Source organism: Nocardia testacea NBRC 100365 (assembly GCF_000308775.1).
Lineage (GTDB): Bacteria > Actinomycetota > Actinomycetes > Mycobacteriales > Mycobacteriaceae > Nocardia > Nocardia testacea.
The window spans coordinates 1-16,418 of record NZ_BAGJ01000171.1 but is presented as its reverse complement, the minus strand read 5'-3'; the positions used below and the strand labels follow the sequence as shown (position 1 = coordinate 16,418).

At 68.1% G+C, this 16,418-nt stretch carries 18 protein-coding genes and 1 pseudogene; 10 read left to right on the top strand and 9 right to left on the bottom strand.

Features of this window, described 5'->3' with window-relative positions:
• Positions 1-63: 63 nt before the first annotated feature.
• Complete coding sequence (locus ON38_RS23450) at positions 64-591, top strand: DUF1990 domain-containing protein (RefSeq protein WP_039827100.1); 528 nt, start codon at positions 64-66, stop codon at positions 589-591.
• Positions 592-715: 124 nt separating this feature from the next.
• On the opposite strand, the gene ON38_RS23445 is transcribed toward ON38_RS23450, so the two are convergent.
• Together ON38_RS23445 and ON38_RS23440 are read right to left on the bottom strand one after the other, a co-directional pair.
• Positions 716-1,126 carry a PPOX class F420-dependent oxidoreductase gene (locus ON38_RS23445; protein ID WP_039827099.1) on the bottom strand — a complete coding sequence of 137 codons (411 nt, stop codon included), beginning with the start codon at positions 1,124-1,126 and terminating at the stop codon, positions 716-718.
• Positions 1,127-1,264: 138 nt separating this feature from the next.
• Positions 1,265-2,158 carry an oxidoreductase gene (locus ON38_RS23440; RefSeq protein ID WP_218000826.1) on the bottom strand — a complete coding sequence of 298 codons (894 nt, stop codon included), beginning with the start codon at positions 2,156-2,158 and terminating at the stop codon, positions 1,265-1,267.
• A gap of 305 nt (positions 2,159-2,463) precedes the next feature.
• Here ON38_RS23440 and ON38_RS23435 point away from each other — a divergent pair, with 305 nt between their 5' ends.
• Positions 2,464-2,841: a hypothetical protein gene (locus tag ON38_RS23435; protein ID WP_157181856.1), complete on the top strand. Its 378-nt coding sequence runs from the start codon at positions 2,464-2,466 to the stop codon at positions 2,839-2,841.
• A gap of 113 nt (positions 2,842-2,954) precedes the next feature.
• Complete coding sequence (locus tag ON38_RS23430; RefSeq protein WP_157181855.1) at positions 2,955-3,278, top strand: hypothetical protein; 324 nt, start codon at positions 2,955-2,957, stop codon at positions 3,276-3,278.
• Between the two features lie 14 nt (positions 3,279-3,292).
• Here the strand turns inward: ON38_RS23430 and add are convergent, their stop codons facing one another.
• Entirely contained in the window at positions 3,293-4,507 is a 1,215-nt protein-coding gene (gene add / locus ON38_RS23425) for an adenosine deaminase (RefSeq protein ID WP_218000825.1), read from the bottom strand.
• A gap of 50 nt (positions 4,508-4,557) precedes the next feature.
• Positions 4,558-5,484, bottom strand: coding sequence for an alpha/beta hydrolase (locus ON38_RS23420; protein ID WP_051165093.1), 927 nt, complete (start codon positions 5,482-5,484; stop codon positions 4,558-4,560).
• Positions 5,485-5,560: 76 nt separating this feature from the next.
• Between ON38_RS23420 and ON38_RS23415 the strand changes: the two genes are divergently transcribed.
• Complete coding sequence (locus tag ON38_RS23415) at positions 5,561-6,190, top strand: TetR/AcrR family transcriptional regulator C-terminal domain-containing protein (RefSeq protein WP_039827095.1); 630 nt, start codon at positions 5,561-5,563, stop codon at positions 6,188-6,190.
• Positions 6,191-6,206: 16 nt separating this feature from the next.
• On the opposite strand, the gene ON38_RS23410 is transcribed toward ON38_RS23415, so the two are convergent.
• The gene (locus tag ON38_RS23410) at positions 6,207-6,857 is read right to left on the bottom strand and encodes a hypothetical protein (RefSeq protein ID WP_039827094.1); all 651 of its coding nucleotides are present in this window, start codon (positions 6,855-6,857) and stop codon (positions 6,207-6,209) included.
• A 54-nt stretch (positions 6,858-6,911) separates the two neighbouring features.
• Positions 6,912-7,247: pseudogene (locus tag ON38_RS23405) on the bottom strand (UTRA domain-containing protein); the annotation flags it as partial.
• Between the two features lie 52 nt (positions 7,248-7,299).
• Between ON38_RS23405 and ON38_RS36210 the strand changes: the two are divergent.
• Positions 7,300-7,470: a hypothetical protein gene (locus tag ON38_RS36210; RefSeq protein ID WP_157181854.1), complete on the top strand. Its 171-nt coding sequence runs from the start codon at positions 7,300-7,302 to the stop codon at positions 7,468-7,470.
• A 272-nt stretch (positions 7,471-7,742) separates the two neighbouring features.
• On the opposite strand, the gene ON38_RS23395 is transcribed toward ON38_RS36210, so the two are convergent.
• Complete coding sequence (locus ON38_RS23395; RefSeq protein WP_051165092.1) at positions 7,743-8,159, bottom strand: winged helix-turn-helix transcriptional regulator; 417 nt, start codon at positions 8,157-8,159, stop codon at positions 7,743-7,745.
• A 105-nt stretch (positions 8,160-8,264) separates the two neighbouring features.
• Here ON38_RS23395 and ON38_RS23390 point away from each other — a divergent pair, with 105 nt between their 5' ends.
• Together ON38_RS23390 and ON38_RS23385 are read left to right on the top strand one after the other, a co-directional pair.
• Positions 8,265-9,122 (top strand): SDR family oxidoreductase, encoded by an 858-nt coding sequence (locus tag ON38_RS23390; RefSeq protein WP_039827092.1) that lies wholly within the window; start codon positions 8,265-8,267, stop codon positions 9,120-9,122.
• Positions 9,123-9,151: 29 nt separating this feature from the next.
• Complete coding sequence (locus ON38_RS23385) at positions 9,152-9,649, top strand: VOC family protein (RefSeq protein ID WP_039827091.1); 498 nt, start codon at positions 9,152-9,154, stop codon at positions 9,647-9,649.
• Between the two features lie 240 nt (positions 9,650-9,889).
• Here ON38_RS23385 and ON38_RS23380 read toward each other — a convergent pair whose 3' ends face one another.
• Positions 9,890-10,321, bottom strand: coding sequence for a hypothetical protein (locus ON38_RS23380; RefSeq protein ID WP_039827090.1), 432 nt, complete (start codon positions 10,319-10,321; stop codon positions 9,890-9,892).
• A 489-nt stretch (positions 10,322-10,810) separates the two neighbouring features.
• On the bottom strand, positions 10,811-12,310 hold the full coding sequence (locus tag ON38_RS23375) for an alpha/beta hydrolase (RefSeq protein WP_157181853.1): 1,500 nt from the start codon (positions 12,308-12,310) through the stop codon (positions 10,811-10,813).
• 374 nt (positions 12,311-12,684) lie between these two features.
• Between ON38_RS23375 and ON38_RS23370 the strand changes: the two genes are divergently transcribed.
• The 3 genes from ON38_RS23370 to ON38_RS23360 all read left to right on the top strand — a co-directional run bounded on the left by ON38_RS23370 (position 12,685) and on the right by ON38_RS23360 (position 16,408).
• Positions 12,685-13,806, top strand: coding sequence for a histone deacetylase-like amidohydrolase (locus tag ON38_RS23370; RefSeq protein WP_039827089.1), 1,122 nt, complete (start codon positions 12,685-12,687; stop codon positions 13,804-13,806).
• A 165-nt stretch (positions 13,807-13,971) separates the two neighbouring features.
• On the top strand, positions 13,972-14,355 hold the full coding sequence (locus ON38_RS23365; protein WP_039827088.1) for a nuclear transport factor 2 family protein: 384 nt from the start codon (positions 13,972-13,974) through the stop codon (positions 14,353-14,355).
• Positions 14,356-15,388: 1,033 nt separating this feature from the next.
• Positions 15,389-16,408 (top strand): alpha/beta hydrolase, encoded by a 1,020-nt coding sequence (locus tag ON38_RS23360; RefSeq protein ID WP_039827151.1) that lies wholly within the window; start codon positions 15,389-15,391, stop codon positions 16,406-16,408.
• The last annotated feature ends 10 nt before the right edge of the window (positions 16,409-16,418 follow it).

Here is a 16,418-nt window from a genome sequence, read left to right as displayed (position 1 = left end):
GGCCCGTACCTGGCGCGGCCGGCCGGTCTCGCGTCGACGGCTTGCGGCGACGAGGATGGGGGTATGAGCGATTCGCCGGAGGGTCCCGCGTTCACCTACTCCGAGATCGGCGCGACTCGTGGTGAGCTGCCGCCGGGATATCGGCACCTGCGGGTGCGTCGTCGGATAGCTGCCGGCGAGGCGGAGTTCCGGCGGCTCGGCGCGGCACTGCTGCGCTACCGGATACAGCGGGGGCTGGGCATTCTCCGGGAAGCCGGAACGCCGGTGGCCGAGCCGGGTACGGCGGTCACCGTCCGGCTCGGGATCGGTCGGTTCGGTCTGCGGGCGCCGTGCCGGGTGGTGTATGTCCTGGACGGGCCGGATCGGATCGGGTTCGCCTACGGCACCCTGCCCGGACATCCGATGAGCGGGGAAGAGCTGTTCGCCGTCGAATACGACGAGGGCAGTGGTGTCGTGTACGGCGTGGTCACGGCCTTCTCCCGGCCCGCGAGCTGGTACATGCGGCTGGGCGGCCCGCTGGCGGTGTCGGCGCAGCGGGCGGCCGCGGCAGCCTACCTCGCGGTGCTGCGCCGGACACCCCGGCAGCGATGAATCCGCACCGTGCCTCCGGCCGCCGACGGACAGCCGGGGGCGTCGGCGAACACGAATCGTCCCGCAGCATCGGTGACCCGCCCGGCCCCGGGCGACCGGTCCGCCGGAGGTTCGGCGGTGGTACTCAGGCCGGCGTGTGCACAGTGCGCCGCACCTGGACATCGCCGGGCGAGAACGCGTGCCCGGCCAGATTGAAACTCCAGGAAACGGTGGGGGTGATCCGCATATACGGTGCGGTCCCGAACTGCCCGGCCCACTCCACGAGTTCGGCGGTCCCGTAGACACGCAGGTAGCGCGGGGTCCAGGGGTCGGTGGACACGAGGTCGTCGATCACCACCGCGACCTTCGTGTTACCGCGCTCGACATTGCGGAACTTTCTTGTCCGTACCGGATCGTGACCGCCGATGTAGAGGTGGGTGCCGTCGAACTCGTAACCCACCGGCGCCACATCGGGCTGCCCGTCCGGGCCTACCGTCGCCACCCGCGCGAGCGGTTGGGACCGCAGATAGGCGACCTCTTCCTCGGTGAACGACATCGGGAACCTCCTTGTGACGAGTCCGGAGATCCCGTGCTGATCGATCCCGCACGGCGATCGTCGAGGCCCCGATTATCTACCGGAGGGCGGCCACGCACCGGGCCGCCACGCACCGGGCGCGGAAAGCTCCCGAGCTGCTCAGGACAGGCCGAACCGGACGCCGGTGAGCTCTTCGGAGACCTCCCAGAGCCGCCGCGCCGTGTGCACATCGCTGGCCGCCGCCGATCGTCCGACGAGTGTCGGGTAGCCGTGCATCTCCCCGCGGCCGTCGGGCCCGACGTAACTCGCGCCCGGCAGGTCCTGGGTGGCGGCGAAGAGCGTGGGCAGGGCGGCCTTTTCCGGGGGCTGGGCGAGAAAACGACCGGCCAGGTGCACGATGCCGACCAGGATCTTGTTGCGGTTGGCGGTGCCGAGTTCGGTGGCCGCGTACCCGGGATGCGACGCCATCGCGCGGACCGCGGACCCCGCCTGCCGCAGCCGGCGTTCGAGTTCGAGGGTGAACAGCAGGTTGGCGAGTTTGGAACGGCCGTAGGCCTTCACCGGGCCGTAGCCGCTCGTGCCGTAGTCCAGGTCGTCGAAGTCGAGGGTGCCCACCCTGTGCGCGCCGGAGGCCAGGGTGACCACGCGGTCGGTGATATGGGGCAGGAGCCGATTGGTGAGCGCGAAATGGCCGAGATGGTTCGTGCCGAACTGCATTTCGAAGCCGTCCTTCGTCCGGCTCTCGGGCACCATCGCCACCCCGGCGTTGTTCACCAGGATCGAGATCTCACCCGCCCACTCGTCGGCGAACTCGCGGATCGATTCCTGGTCGGCGAGATCGAGCCGCCGCACCTCGTTGCTGCCGCCGATGCGGCGTGCGGCCTCGTTACCGCGGCCGATATCACGCACCGCGAGCACCACATGCGCACCGGCGCGGGCCAACAGTGTGGCGGTGCCGAAGCCGACGCCACTGTTGGCGCCGGTGACGATCACAGTGCGGCCGTCGAAGTCGGGTAGATCGGCCGCGGTCCAGTGCGAAGAACTCATGCCCAGACGGTAACGCCGGAGACCGCACCGGGTGCGGACTCGCCGGAAACCAGGAGGGTACTGCGATTACGCCGATAACACGAACTCGCCCGCCGGCGAAGAAAAGAGCGGAAGCACCGAACAACGCGCAGCTCGCCGAGTAGCGTGACGTCCGTGTTCCCGAGGCCGGTCGCCCGTGACCGAGGCCCCGGCTCCGGCTTTCCGCTCGACTGTGGTCGGGCGTTCTCGACCAGGTGGTACCGGCAGTTCCGTTCCATCCGTTGTCGCTGAAAGGGTCGCTGATGCTCCGTTCACGCAGGATCGTTCCGACCGTGACTGTGCTGCTGGGCGCACTGGCGCCGGCGCTCGTGGTCACCGCTCCCGCCGCACCCGCGGCGATCACCGATTTCGACCTGGCGCCGGGGGCCGGCGGAGGAAGTGCCGTGGCGCCGTACGGGACCCACTGCACCTACCTCGCGACCGCCACCGCGGAGCCGGGCGAGTACGTGAGTTTCTACGACAGCCGGAAGGGTTCGTTCGATCCGCCCGGTGCGGTTCTCGTCGGGAAATCCGGCACCGCGACCGCGGAATGGACCCCGGATGTTCCCGGCACGCACACCCTGCACGCCGTGAATATCGCCGGTGAACAGTCAGTCGAGGTGGAGGTCGGCTCCGGCCTGAACCTGGGCTCGGCCTGCCCGGTGTTGTGACCGGCGGCGTGGGCGCCGTGCCCGGCGGGCACGGGATCTGCTCGGAATCCGGCAGGAGAGGTAGACACAGACCTGTCGCGTGAAGCGCGGCAGCAGGCGGAAGGGGTCTCGCAATGGGGGATACACCTCGCGCACGTCGTTCGGGCGGGATGGGCGCCGCGATCGAGCGGGCCGTCGCACAGCTCGACGAGGGATTTCTGCGCAATGAACTGATGGTCGCCGCTCTCGTGCTGTCCTCGATCATTGCCGTGATGGGGCTCAGTTCCGACGGACTCGGCTGGAAATTCGGGTACTGCGTCGCCGGCCTGCTCGGCGTGACGGCGACGTTCGTGGTGATGCGCAGGGACTGGCCCCGGCAGTGGCTGGCGCTGCTCGCGATCTCCGCGCTCGATGTGCTGCTACTGATCGTGTACGGGCGGATGTCGGTAAGTATCTGATCGGGGGTTCGCGGTCAGCTGTGTGGAGGACCGAACGCGCTGTCGCCGACTTCGCGCAGTTGCCGCCGCACGGTGTCGTCGCACAGGGACCCGTCGACGCCGGCCCGATAGGCCGAGGCGGGGCTGATACCGAGTCGCTCGGCCAGCTCGTATTCCTGGCCGAGCGTGGTGCCGAACAGAGCCGGGTCGTCGGTGCCGATACTGCATCGAACGCCGGCCTCCCGCAGCCGGGGGAGGGGATGTTCCGAGATATCGGCCACGACACGGGTGGCGACGTTGGAGGTCGGGGTCACGCGAAGTACGGTTCCTCGATCCACGAGTTCGGCCATGAGTGCGGGATCGCCGGCCGCGGCGATCCCGTGCTGTAGCCCGTCGGGGTTCCAGCGCAGGACATCTCGGATAGCGCGCACACCCCCGGCTTCTCCCGCGTGCGGCACGATCCCCAGCCCGCCGTCCCGGGCGAGGGCCACCGCCCGGTCGAATTCCGAGACATCGCCGCGCGCCAATTCGTTGCCGCCGACGTCCAGGCCGACAATGCCCCGGTCCCGGTAGCGCACGGCCCATCGCGCGCATTCTTCGGCGAGGTCGCGGTCGACTCCCCAGATCAGGCTGGGCATGGCACGCACTGTGACACCGTAGTGTTCGGCGGCCGCGGTGATGCCGTCCGTGACACCGTCGAACATCGCCGGGTAGGGGATACCGTCCCATTTGTTGCGATTGATGGGGGAAAAGGTTGTTTCGATGTACTGCACGCCGTGCGTTTTCGCCTCCAGGGCGTAGTCGAGGACGGCTCGCCGGAAATCGTCTTCGGTGCGCATCGTGCCGGTGGTTGTGCGCCACATCTCCAGGAAGTGGCCGAAGTCCCGGTACCGATACAGCGCCGACAGCGCCTCGACATTGTCCGCGGGCAGTGCCACACCGTTGCGCCGGGCCATATCCAGCAGCTTCTCCGGCCGGATCGTGCCCTCGAGATGGACATGCAGTTCGATCTTCGGATACGGGTCGGCGGATCCGCGACCCGGCAGTGCCGCGCCACCGGAACCGCCGCCGGAGTCATGCGGAAATCCTTTGTCGGCATCGGCGAATTCCGCGGCCGTCTGCTCGAATTTCCGGGCGAAGGGCCTGATGCCGTGGGTGGCATCGGGCCCTTCCAATCTCAGGAACCAACTGCTCATGTCCCGGCCGGCTCGGAGAACGGCTTGCGTGATCTCGTACGACCGGATCAGCACGACGCCACCCTCTGCATTTCCACCACGGCCCGCCGGCCTCGTCCGGCACTCTAACCGAAGTGCCGGCTTCCGGTTCGGGGGTCGTCCCCCGTGCGTGGGGCTACGAGATGTTCGGTGAGGAAGGCGATCTGGTCTGCGACGATCTGTTGCACCGCCGGTGGATGGTAGACGGTGAAATGGTCGGCGTCGTAGCTCTTCAGCACTGCTCGAGGCGCGCGGGCGGCTACTCGGGCCGCTATCGCCGGATCGATGAGATTCTCGCGTTCGCAGGCGCAGACCATCAGCGGGCACCACAACCGTGGTGCGGCCGACGCCGCGTTGTAGAACAGCATGCCCAGGCCGGAGGCCGCCGTGATCCGGTTGTCGAAGTGATAGCCCGGCGGTGTCACGGACTGCCAGCCCGCGAGCGCTCCCGGCTGTGTGACGAAGGCACGCTCTCCGGGTTCGCCGACCAGCGGAACGTAGCGCCGGGAAAGTCCCAGTGCCGCGCGGACCAGGTCCGAGACGATCGGGAGCGTGAACCGCAGCAGGTGGCCCACCCCCGCTCGGGCGACGACGGCACGTCCACTGAAAACCGGGCATTGCACGACCGCCGCACGCAGATCCCGGTGGCGGGCAGCGGCGGCCAGGACATGGCTGGCACCGAAGGAGGTACCCCACAGGGCGATCCGGCCGGCGTCCAGTTCCGGGCGGGAGCGGGCGAAGTCCAGTGCGGCATCGACATCTTCGGCGTAGCGGCGCTGGTCGACCAGTTGTCGCGGCTCGCCTCCGGATTCGCCGAGGTGGCGGAAGTCGAACGCCACTACGGCCAGCCCCGCCTGTGCGAACCATTGTTCGTATTGTCCGAGCATCATCTCGTGGGTGGCGCCGCCGCCGTGGACGAGGACGACGGCGGGGTGCGGGCCCGGGCCGTCGGGCAGCGTCAGCCAGGCCGCGCAGCGGTCGCGGCCGGAGGGGAAATCAGTACGGATCGTCATGACACCTCGATTTAGGTACGTTGTACGTGAACGAGGTGAGTTAATCACGTACGGCGTACTTGAACAAGGGAGGACTATGCCCGCGCCCCGGAAATTCACTCGGGAACAACTCCGGGAGGCTGCGCTGGCGCTGGTCGACGAGCACGGTCTCGCCGGCCTCACCATGCGCAATCTCGCCGCCGGGCTCGGTACCGGCGCGATGACGATCTACAACTACGTCGACGGCCGGGAAGGGCTCGAGGAGCTGGTGACCGAAGCCGTCATGGGCGAGACGCGCTGGGTCGAAACGCCGGATGACTGGCCGGCGCAGGTGGTGTCGGTCGCCGAAGGGATGTGGCGGGCCGTTCGCGCACATCCGCACGCCATTCCGTTGATCTTGACCCGCCGTAGCTCCGATATCGCCACTCTCGCGCCCGCGGAGGCGCTGCTGCGGGCGCTGGCCCGCTCCGGTAGGTCGGGAGTGGAGCTGCTGGTGGCCTTCCGCGTGGTTTCCGGATATGTCACCGGATTCGCGCAGGCCGAACTCGCCGGTCCACTGGTGACCCGTGCGGGGCAGGACCGGGCGGTGGTCGCCGACCGGATCGCTGCTCTGCCGGCGGATCGGTTCCCGAAGCTGATCGAGATCGCGGAAGCGGCCGGCACGGCCGACCCGGAAACCGAATTCCGCGGCGGGCTGGAGATAGTCCTGGCCGGCCTGCGGTCCTGAGCTCCGGAAGTCCGGGCTACGGCGTCGCCTGTAGGCGCCAGCGCTGGTACGGGCCGCCGCGCGGAGTCATCTTCAGTGCCCCGGTATCGGGCAGATAGGTGAGGACCGACTTCGGATAACCCTGCTCGAAAAGGTAGCCGTCCTCGACCTGCCATTTCACCGCGAGAGTCGACGCGGCGGCGACCAGCCGCGCATCGGTTCCCCCGCGCAACGGCGTGCTGCCGTAGGAGAGTGCGAAATATCCGCGCGATTGCTCGGCGACGAGGTTGACGAGCTGGTTGTGCGGGCCGAACAACGGGTTCGTGCCGCTGGAGTCGAAGAACCAGCTCTGCCGCACCGATCCGTCGCAGCCGCGCATGGTGAGGCCGGGATCGGTGGTGACACTCGCCCGGTCGTTGCGCCGGGGATGCTCCCGCTGCTGCCAGGTGCCGTCGAATTCGTAGTACCGGCCGGGCTCGCTGGCCAGGCACAGCCGGGCCTCTTCGTTGCGCAGCGCGAACCTCCCGCCGGGAAATCCGTTGGCGATCACGGGTACCGGGCTGCGTTTCATCGGGTCACCGGCGGTCGGCTCGATATCCGGCGCTGCCGTCGCGTGGGTCGTGACGAGCAGCCCGGCGATCAGGGCGACGAGTGACAGTGCGCCACCACATGCTCTTCTCGATTTCATGCGCGAAAGCTATCAACGCTTCATCGGTGTGCATCGATGGCGCGCGGAGGCTTTTCAGGGAGTCTGGATGGCGGTGAAGGTCATCCGGTCGCCGCGGTACAGGGAGCGGCGATGTTCGATGGGGACCCGGCCGGGGTCGTAGGAGACGCGTTTGAGCAGGAACATCGGGGTGCGGGTGTCCACGCCGAGCAGGGCCGCCTCGCGGGCGTCGGGGAGGGTGGTCTCGATACTGTCGACCGCGTCGGCGAAAGCGATTCCGCGAGAAGCGATTTCGGCGTACAGCGACTGCCTGTAGTCGAAGGTTTCGAGCAGCCCGGGATAGCGGTGGGCGGGCAGGCGGGTGGTTTCCAGGCCGAGCCGGATGCCGTCGGTGGTGAGTACGTGTTCGAGCGTGCCCCTCGACCCCGAAGCCGTGGTCCGCGGCTGGCTCACCGTCACCGGTGTGCACAACTACGAACCCCGGCACCTCACCCGCGCGGTCGAATTCCTCACTGCCACCGTGGATGCCCTGCCCTGGCGGGATCTGATCGCCGAGCCGGTGGGGCTGGATGCCATCACCACGGTCCTGAAGCCTCCGCCACGAGGAACGCTGCGCGCGTCTGTCGCTCCGTGAGTCCGCCGCTGCGGTAGCCCGGAAACGGGAGGGTTCGCGGTACTGCCGGTTTGTACTGCGAACAGCCTGCCGGGGCCTGCGGGGATGGCACCATCTACCCGAACTGGTCCGGCCGGGGACCGCGAGGCAGCGTGTCGCGCGGCGCGCCCGACTCCAGAAGGTGCTTCACCGTATGTGCCCCGCGCACGGGCGGGCATTCGAAGACCGCAGTCCGCTCGGTGCAAGGTCTTCCGGCCGTGACCGGTCCGGCGGTGGCGCCGTGGTGACGCCGATCAGGGAGCGGGGTCGGTGCGCGACTCGGTGTGGCGTCGTTGCGCCTCGAGTACCTCGGGCATGCGTGCTTCGAGGAAACCGATGAGGTCGAGCAACCGCGGCGCGGTCTCGGCGCCCAGCCCGGTGAGGCTGTATTCCACATGGGGTGGGATGGCGCGTCGTACCTCGCGGTGGACGAAACCGTCGCGTTCCAGCTGTTGCAGCGTCTGGGCGAGCATTTTCTCGCTCACGCCGTCGATCCGGCGGCGCAGGTCACCGAAGCGGAGTGGGCCGTCGGCCAGCCCGGCCAGGACCAGGGTGCCCCACCGTCCGGTGAGGTGCTCGAGCACCGGCCGCGACGGGCACGCCCGGGCGAAGACATCGAAGGGCAACGCCGCGGTCGAGGTTTCCGAGGGGGAGTGGTCCGCTACGTCCATGCCGCCATGGTAACCACCGGAGAGCACTTACCAATAGTTTGCGCTAACTATTTCACCGTGTACTTTGGTGGGCGGATCCGTGTAGCCATCCAGAAGGAGCTCGTCATGTTCGTCGTCACCGGTGCCACCGGAAAGTTCGGCCGCCTCGCGGTGGACGCCCTGCTGCGGCGTGGCGTACCGGCCGATCAACTCGCGGTGGCGGTCCGCGACGAGACCAGGGCGGGCGATCTCGCCGCCCGGGGCGTGACGGTGCGCATCGCCGACTACGACCGGCCCGAAACCCTCGCTCCCGCGTTCGCCGACGCGGATAAGCTGCTGTTCGTCTCCGCGAACGGTCCCGACGACCTCCGGCTCGTCCAGCACGCCGCCGTGGTGGATGCCGGGGCCCGGGCCGGGGTCGGGCTCGTGGCCTACACCTCGATCGTCGGGGCAGATACCAATCCGCTGTCCCTGGCCCGGGTCCACCGCGACACCGAGGCCCGGCTCGCCGCTGCCGGCGTGCCCACCGTCCTGCTGCGCAACGGCTGGTACACCGAGAACTACACCGCCACTCTCGCCGATGCGGTGGAGCGCGGCACCCTCGTCGGCGCCGCCGGCCGGGGCGCCATCGCCGGGGCCACCCGCGCCGATCTGGCCGAGGCCGCCGCGATCGTCCTGACCGCGCCCGAGAACCAGGCGGGTAGGACCTACGAGCTGACCGGCGACGCGGCCTGGACACTGGCCGATCTCGCTACCGAAGCCACGGCCGTATCCGGTAAAACCGTGTCCTACACCGACCTCCCCGCCACGCAGTACGCTGAAATCCTGACCGGTGCGGGCCTCCCCGGCTTCCTGGTCGAACTACTCGTCGACGCCGATACGCGGATCGCCGAGGGCGCGCTCGCCACCGTCACGCCCGATCTGGCCCGGCTACTGGGCCGGCCCGCCACATCCCTGCACGACGCCGTCGTCGCCGCGCTCTGACTCCGGCGATAAGCACAGAAGGGTCCGCCATGCCCGTACGCAGGCTCAACCACGCCGTCCTCTACATCCGCGATGTGGACCGCGCCGTCGATTTCTACACCGCCACCCTGCAATTCGTCGTCGCCCACCTCATCCCCGGCCGGGCCGCCTTCCTGCGGGCACCGGATACCGAGAACGACCACGACCTGGGGCTCTTCGCGCTCGGTGACCGTGCCCTGGGCCCGCAGTCCGGCAGCGTCGGCCTCTATCACCTCGCCTGGGAGGTGGGCACCCTCGGCGAACTCGCCGAGGCCGGGCGCCGCCTGCGCTCCCGGGACGCGCTGGTCGGCGCCTCGGACCACCTGATGTCCAAATCGTTCTACGCGAAAGATCCGGACGGCAACGAGTTCGAGGTGATGTGGCGGGTCCCCCGCGCCGACTGGCCCGATACCGAGGATATGCGGCCCCGCCGCCTGGACCTCGATGCGGCCGTGGAGCGTTGGGGCGCGGACCTGGCGACGGGTGCGGCAGCGGGTTCACCGACCTGATCGCGGAAGGTCGGCGCCGGTCGGTTGATCCGGCGCGCGGCTCGTCGGCGGTCGTGGCCGAGTAGTCGGTGTGGCGCGGCACGGACGGGCGAGCCCGTATTCCGTATGCACAGACGAGCGAGGCCCTTTCCTCGTCGATATCGTTCACGCTCGCGCGGGTTCGTCGGGGCGAGTACTGCCCGCCGGGCGAGGCCCCGCGCCCGCCCGGCGGCGGCTGATGAACCGATCCCGCTTCCGGCGCTACGCCGCGGGGCCGTAGTACTGCGCGGCGCCCTGCTGATCGATGGCGGGCGCCTGCTGCTGGTCGATTCCGCCGGGTGCCTGTTGATCGGTGTCGCCGGGTGCCTGTTGGTCGACGCCGCCGGGTGTCTGCTGGTCGGCGCCGCCGGGGCTCTGTTGATCGGTGTCGCCGGGTGCCTGTTGGTCGATACCGCCCGGGAGCTGTCGGTCGTCGCCGGGTTCCTGCTCGCCTTCCTCGCCTCCCGGGAGTTGCAGGCCGAGGCCGGCCAGGAGGTCGACCAGGCCCGGCAGACCCAAGAGTCCCGGTTGACTGTCCTGCTGGTCCACGGCTCCCTCGGCGGGCTGGGCCGTGGCCGCCGGAGCCGCGAGAGCGACCGCGGTGGGGACGGCCAATGCGGCGAGCGCAGCGGCGGCGGTGGTGCGGATCGACATGTGTAACCCCTTCTCTCTCGGTGAACGGGTGGGAAGTGGTACGCGTGCGGATCGAGCACTCCGGACCCTACGGGGAGCCGCGGGCGGTCCGTGGCAGGCCGGTCGGGTCGGCGAGTGCGTCCGAAGAGGCCGTGCCTACTCGCCGATACCCGCGTGCCGAGGACGCTCGTCCGGTGTTTCGCGACGTGCGATACCCGCTTCGGCGACGCTGTACGCGGGGCTCGGGCGCGGCCACCGGGCCTTTTCGAAAGAATTCTGGCGGTACCGATGAGTTTGCGCCGCCCGTCTCGTCGATAGCTACCGGGGCGGCGGCCGGTAAATCCGAGATACTCGGCCGCCGCCCCGCTGTCGGACGTACGAAGACAGTGCGGTTCGGCCGCGCCGGGGCGACGACCGGCACGGACCGAGAACCCGGTGGTTCGCCCAGGCGCCGATCCGTCGTTCCGTGTGGATGGGATGGTTTCGCGGCGGGTCCAGGCGGGCGCGCGGCTACTCGGGCGAGTGATAGTGATCGTCTCGCACGCCCGACCGGTCTGCTTCGGGATCGTCGTCCGGCCAGAATGGGCGCTCATCGATCCGATCGGCCTTCATTCCCTCGGGTCCCAGGCGGTCGGCATTACCGGACGCGATCAACGCCGTGGCATACAGCGACTCACTGCCGGCGGTGAAGTAGTGCAGGTGGGCTTGGCCGCTGTAGCCGATCGGCGAGGAGTACAGCGCGGTCTCCGGTGCTTCCGCTTTGATGCGCGTCGCTCCGAAATCAGGGTCGAGGGGATTGGAACCACCCGAAACGGCATTCGAAATCAAATGCCCCCCATAGGAATTCAGGTCGTTGGACGCTTGCCCGACGTACACGTTTCCGCGATCACCCAGGTGGAAATCGGATACACTCCGCGCCTGATCGGCATTGATCGGCCCGAGCAGCACAACATCGTCGGCCTGCAATCGACTCGCTGCCGCTGAGTCCGACACGACCATGGCGCCGGCCGAGTATCCCACCGCGGTCAGATGGGCACGGGGTCCCTGATGTGTCGCGCGTAGTCCATCGACATCTTCGGCCAGCAGATTGCCGCCCTCGCGTTCGGCGGTCGGGTCGCCCTCCAGCACCGCCCGCAATCCGTCGGCCGGGTCGTCGTAGCCCATCCAGGCGACCACCGCCGTGGGATTGTCCGGGTCGGCACTGTTGGACTGGGTATAAAGGTTCAGTGCTTGGTCGCGCTGGACGTCGAAGTAGCCCTTGTCCGATGCGTCGCTGGCTCGCACGCTCTGGCTCGCCCCCGGCACGACCACCGCAGTATTGGCTGCCGTGTCCGGATTGCCGATACTGATCGCGGCCCTGCCTTTTCCGCCGAATGCGAGCGGCTGGTACGCGTACAGGTAGGTCTCGTACGGGGCGGTGGGATACCCGCCGCCGTCGGCCTCGTTCGGGCCTTCGTAGGCCCGCAGTCCCGATCTGACGTTCTTCGCGTTGTGGTAGCGCGTGATGCCGTCGGCTGTCAGGCCGTACTTCTCCGGATCCTTCTCGATCGCTTCGGCCGATACGCCCTCGGCCTCGGCAATTCGTTCCACCCGCTGGATATCGGCATTCATGACCCGTTTGTTCGCCTCGCTGCGGACCGCTACCGGGATGCCGTTCAGATTGCCGATTCGCCCGGGTTCCTTGTCCAGAAGCTCCTCCTGCTCAGCGGCAGAGAGCGAGTTCCACCACTTGTTGATCCGTTTCGCGTCCTCGGCGGTTCCTTTACGAGGCGGTACTGCGTACTCCTGCTTCTCATCACCGTGAAGGACGACAAGACCTGTGCCGGTCGCGGCAGCCAGGGCGCCGATCTTCAGTGCCGACCGGCCATTGACATCTCGTAGCCGACCGGCCGCGGATCGCAACCCCACACCGGTCGTGCGATACGTTGCCCGACTCTTCCGAGCAGCCTCGCGCAACGCGATGTCGATTGCGCGGCCTGCGGCCTGTAGGGATGCGGGAAGCGAACCCACCGTCTACAGCCTGCTACGGAGTCGATGTCGGATCGGCGGCCGAGACGGCCCTCTCGATTGATCGCGACGCATAGGAGCCACAAGATAGCAGCGTCGCCGCCCGCGGTTGTCCCGAATCATCCCGAGTATGGGAACGTGCAGGCCGCCGTCGTCGGCCGGCCTCGACTGCGTAGTGGTGGGTACCGATCGGATTCGTGCTCGCGGGTCGCGCGGGTGGACCGCCCGCGGCAGGGTCCGGCGGCCGCGGGTATCGCGTTCCGGTTGCGGCCGGAGACCGGTTGTGGCTCGATGAGCTGGCGCTGTCGATCGATTGCGCGCGGTTTTGCCGTCCGGCGCCCGTGGGAACGGGTAGTGGGACACCAAGGAGCTCGACCATGACAATCGGATATGTCTGGAACACGGTCTACGGATGGGCCGACACCGGTTCGGGGAGTCTGTTCCCCGCCGATGCGACCACCGGACTCCAGCCGATAGGTCACCATCTGGCCCACCCCGATACCAAACGGCGGTTCCATGAACTGGTCGCCGTCTCCGGGTTGCTCGACCGGTTGCAGCCGGTGCGGGCCGTCCCGGCCACCGAAGCGGATATCCTCCGCGTCCATACCGCCGAACATCTGGCCCGGATCAAGGAAGAGAGCCTCCAGCCGAAGGGCGGCGACGCCGGCGACGGCTGTTCGCCGTTCGGCCGCGGTGGTTACGAGATCGCGGCGCTGTCCGCCGGTGGTGCGATCCAGCTCGTGGATCAGGTGGTCTCCCGGACCATCGATACCGGATATGCGCTGGTCAACCCGCCGGGACATCATGCGTACCGGGCCGGTGGGATGGGGTTCTGTATTTTCAACAATATCTCCATAGCCGCCGCCTACGCCAAGGACGTCCTCGGCCTGGAGCGGGTGGCGGTGGTGGACTGGGATGTGCACCACGGCAACGGCACCCAGGAGATCTGGTACAGCGATCCGTCGGTGCTCACCATTTCGCTGCATCAGCACCTGTGCTTCCCGCCGAATTCCGGCTACCTGGAGGAACGGGGCACGGGCGCGGGCGAGGGCTTCTCGATCAATATCCCGCTCCCGCCGGCAAGCGGTGACGCCGCCTATGTACACGCGATGGACCAGGTCGTACTGCCGGCATTGCGGGAGTTCCGGCCCGAGCTGATCCTCGTGGCTTCCGGTTTCGACGCGAGCATGATGGATCCGCTGGCCCGCCAGATGGTCACCAGCGCCGGATTCGCCCAGCTCACCCGGCGCGTACTCGATGTGGCGGCCGAACTCTGCGCGGGGCGGATCGCCTTCGTCCAGGAGGGTGGTTACAGCCCGCACTATGTGCCGTTCTGCGGGCTGGCGGTACTGCGCGAACTGCTCGGCGATCCCTACGAGCCGGACCCGTACAGTCCGATCGTCGGCACGCAGGGTGGCGATGTCCTGCTGGATCACGAAGCCGCGGCGATCCGGGCCGCCGTACCCGGCTCGCTGCGGGCACCGGCCGAGGCGCAGTGATCCCAGGGGCTGGCGGACTCCACGCCGCCGACCCCGAAAACCGTTGCCGGACCGTGAACTACCGCTCCTCGCGATCCCCGGCGGAGGGCGTGAACTTCCACTACTGTGTGCTCGCAGCAATCGAAAACCGTTCCCTTTTCGGGAAACTCAGCAAGGAGTGCGTTGATGACGTCCGTCCGGAAGGCCGTGGAGGACTACTACGAGCACATCGACTCCGGCCGGTTGGCCGACGCCGTGCAGTTGATGACCGACGACGTGAAGCTGACCTTCGCCAATGCCGAACCCGTGACCGGCCGGGAAGCCGCCGCCGCGTCCATCCAGTACGTGCTCGACCAGACCACCAAGATCCGGCACACCATCTTCCACTGGATGGAGCCGCAGACCGCCGCGGACGGCACGGCCGAGGTCACCTTCGAGATCCGCATCCACTACTGGCTGAAGAACGGTAAGGAACTCGATATTCCCGGCGCCGTGTACGCCAGCTTCGACGCGGACACCCAGTGCACCGAGCAGCGGCTCTACGGTGATCTCACCGAGGTGTTCGCCTGAGCCCCGCGCACACAGTGCGCTGATACGTCGATGGCTCGGACCGATAGGGTCCGAGCCATCGCCATATCAGCGCCTTTTCGTTTCCCGGCTCTCGCTCCCCGGTGCGGCCGGCCGCCGCGTCGTGGATGGGCTTTCGCGCCGGGCATCCCGTCGTCTGCCGGTGTGCCGGGCCTCCTCGCGTGCGGGTGGCGTTCCCGTCGATACCCGGCGGGGGCTCGTGATCCGATCCGCCTCGCGTGCCGCAACCGGAGCGCGCAGCCGGAGCGCGCAGCCGGTGGGTGAGCCGGGTCGGGCGATAGGAGGGCGCGGTGTCGGTGATTCCGGTGGGGTATCCGGCCCAGACACCCGCGGACTCCTGTGCTCGGCGATGCCGGTTCCTCGTGTCCGCACCGCGCATTCGGCAACCCCCTCACCGGGCGGCCGGCCCCGTCGCGTATCACTCGTCGGGTGCCCGGTGGGGTTCGCAGCGCATCGCGAGTGATTGCCAATTGATTGCCAGCCTTCTGTAACTCGAATTCAGAGGAATTCGTTGCGGGAAAACTGGTCGCTTGTTATGTTGCCTGGGTCACTGCCGGACACCGCGGCCGTGGCCGTCCTTCCCGGCGTAAGTCGTATCCGTGAGGACGTCTCAACCCTCTCGAGGAGTTCACTATGGGTTCGTTGAGCGATCTGCTCATGGCGTTGATTCCGGCACTCGGTTCGGCCGTCGCAGGTGACGGCCTCCTCGATGTTTTCATCGGTTCCCTACAGGGAAGCGTTGCCTGATTCAGCAAACGATACACCCACTTTTACCGAAATTCCGTTCGGAATTCCGATAATTCAACACCGCAAGGAGCACGACATGGGATCTCTCATGGAAATCTTGGGCATGGGCACCGCCAGCGCCGGCGGTATCGGCACGAGTATCGTCAACGCGCTGATCACCCTGAGCGGGGGCACACCCGCCCCCGGCAAATAGATCGCCGGTCGGAAAAGGGGGTCCACCCGATCGCGACGGGTGGACCCCGTGCTCGAAAGCCACGTGTACGAATTCATGATTCCACGAAGCAGGACGTCGCCGGTATATCTGCTGGCAATACTGTTCGTTCTCGTCCTCGGTGCGGCACCGCGTGCCGCCGCTACACCGGAAGCGCATATCGTCTCGCTCGCGCCCGGCGCCGGACGATCGGTCGAGGTCACGGTGTACTCACCCGCTATGCGGCGTGATATCCCGCTGCAGGTGCTGCGCCCGGCCGATACCGATACCCCCGCGCCGACGCTCTACCTGCTCAACGGCGCCGGCGGTGGCGAAGACGCCGCGACCTGGTCCGCGCAGACCGACGTGTCCGATTTCTTTGCCGGCGAACACGTCAATGTGGTGATCCCCGCGGAAGGGGCCTTCAGCTACTACACCGACTGGCAGCAGGAGGACGCCGGCCTGGCCGCGAAACTGGGCAACAACGGCCGGAACATGTGGGCGACCTTCCTCACCGAAGAACTACCGCCCGTACTCGATTCCGCTTTCGGGACCACGGGCCGCAACGCGATCGCGGGAATCTCGATGGCCGCGACCTCGGTGCTCGACCTCACCATCCGCGCCCCTCACCTCTACCGTGCCGCGGCCGCCTACAGCGGATGCGCCATGACCAGTGACCCGCTGGGGCAAGCGTTCGTGACCCTGGTGGTGAGTCTGGGCGGCGGCGACCCCGAGAACATGTGGGGCCCGGGCGACGGCCCGGGGTGGCGTGAACACGACCCCTACCTGCAGGCCCACCGGCTCCCCGATATCCCGATGTACATCACCAGCGGCACCGGGCTGGCCGGGCGATACGACAGCGCCGGCGATCCGCGGCTCGACGGTGACCAGCGGATGCTGTGGAACCAGCTGCTCGTCGGCGGCGGAATCGAGGCCGCGGCCGACTACTGCACCCGGGCGCTCCAACGCCGCACCCAGGAGCTCGGCCGGACCGATATCGTCTACGATCTCCGTCCTTCCGGCACGCATTCGTGGGGGTACTGGCAAGACGATCTGCACCGCTCCTGGCCACTGCTGGCGGGCGCACTGAGCTCCTGAACACACCGCG

Bases quoted from the DNA above. Each gene is read 5' to 3' on its own strand.
- ON38_RS23450 (WP_039827100.1), top strand. From the start codon at position 64: ATGAGCGATTCGCCGGAGGGTCCCGCGTTCACCTACTCCGAGATCGGC.
- ON38_RS23445 (WP_039827099.1), bottom strand. From the start codon at position 1,126: ATGTCGTTCACCGAGGAAGAGGTCGCCTATCTGCGGTCCCAACCGCTC.
- ON38_RS23430 (WP_157181855.1), top strand. From the start codon at position 2,955: ATGGGGGATACACCTCGCGCACGTCGTTCGGGCGGGATGGGCGCCGCG.
- ON38_RS23420 (WP_051165093.1), bottom strand. From the start codon at position 5,484: ATGACGATCCGTACTGATTTCCCCTCCGGCCGCGACCGCTGCGCGGCC.
- ON38_RS23415 (WP_039827095.1), top strand. From the start codon at position 5,561: ATGCCCGCGCCCCGGAAATTCACTCGGGAACAACTCCGGGAGGCTGCG.
- ON38_RS23410 (WP_039827094.1), bottom strand. From the start codon at position 6,857: ATGAAATCGAGAAGAGCATGTGGTGGCGCACTGTCACTCGTCGCCCTG.
- ON38_RS23395 (WP_051165092.1), bottom strand. From the start codon at position 8,159: ATGGACGTAGCGGACCACTCCCCCTCGGAAACCTCGACCGCGGCGTTG.
- ON38_RS23390 (WP_039827092.1), top strand. From the start codon at position 8,265: ATGTTCGTCGTCACCGGTGCCACCGGAAAGTTCGGCCGCCTCGCGGTG.
- ON38_RS23385 (WP_039827091.1), top strand. From the start codon at position 9,152: ATGCCCGTACGCAGGCTCAACCACGCCGTCCTCTACATCCGCGATGTG.
- ON38_RS23380 (WP_039827090.1), bottom strand. From the start codon at position 10,321: ATGTCGATCCGCACCACCGCCGCCGCTGCGCTCGCCGCATTGGCCGTC.
- ON38_RS23370 (WP_039827089.1), top strand. From the start codon at position 12,685: ATGACAATCGGATATGTCTGGAACACGGTCTACGGATGGGCCGACACC.
- ON38_RS23365 (WP_039827088.1), top strand. From the start codon at position 13,972: ATGACGTCCGTCCGGAAGGCCGTGGAGGACTACTACGAGCACATCGAC.
- ON38_RS23360 (WP_039827151.1), top strand. From the start codon at position 15,389: ATGATTCCACGAAGCAGGACGTCGCCGGTATATCTGCTGGCAATACTG.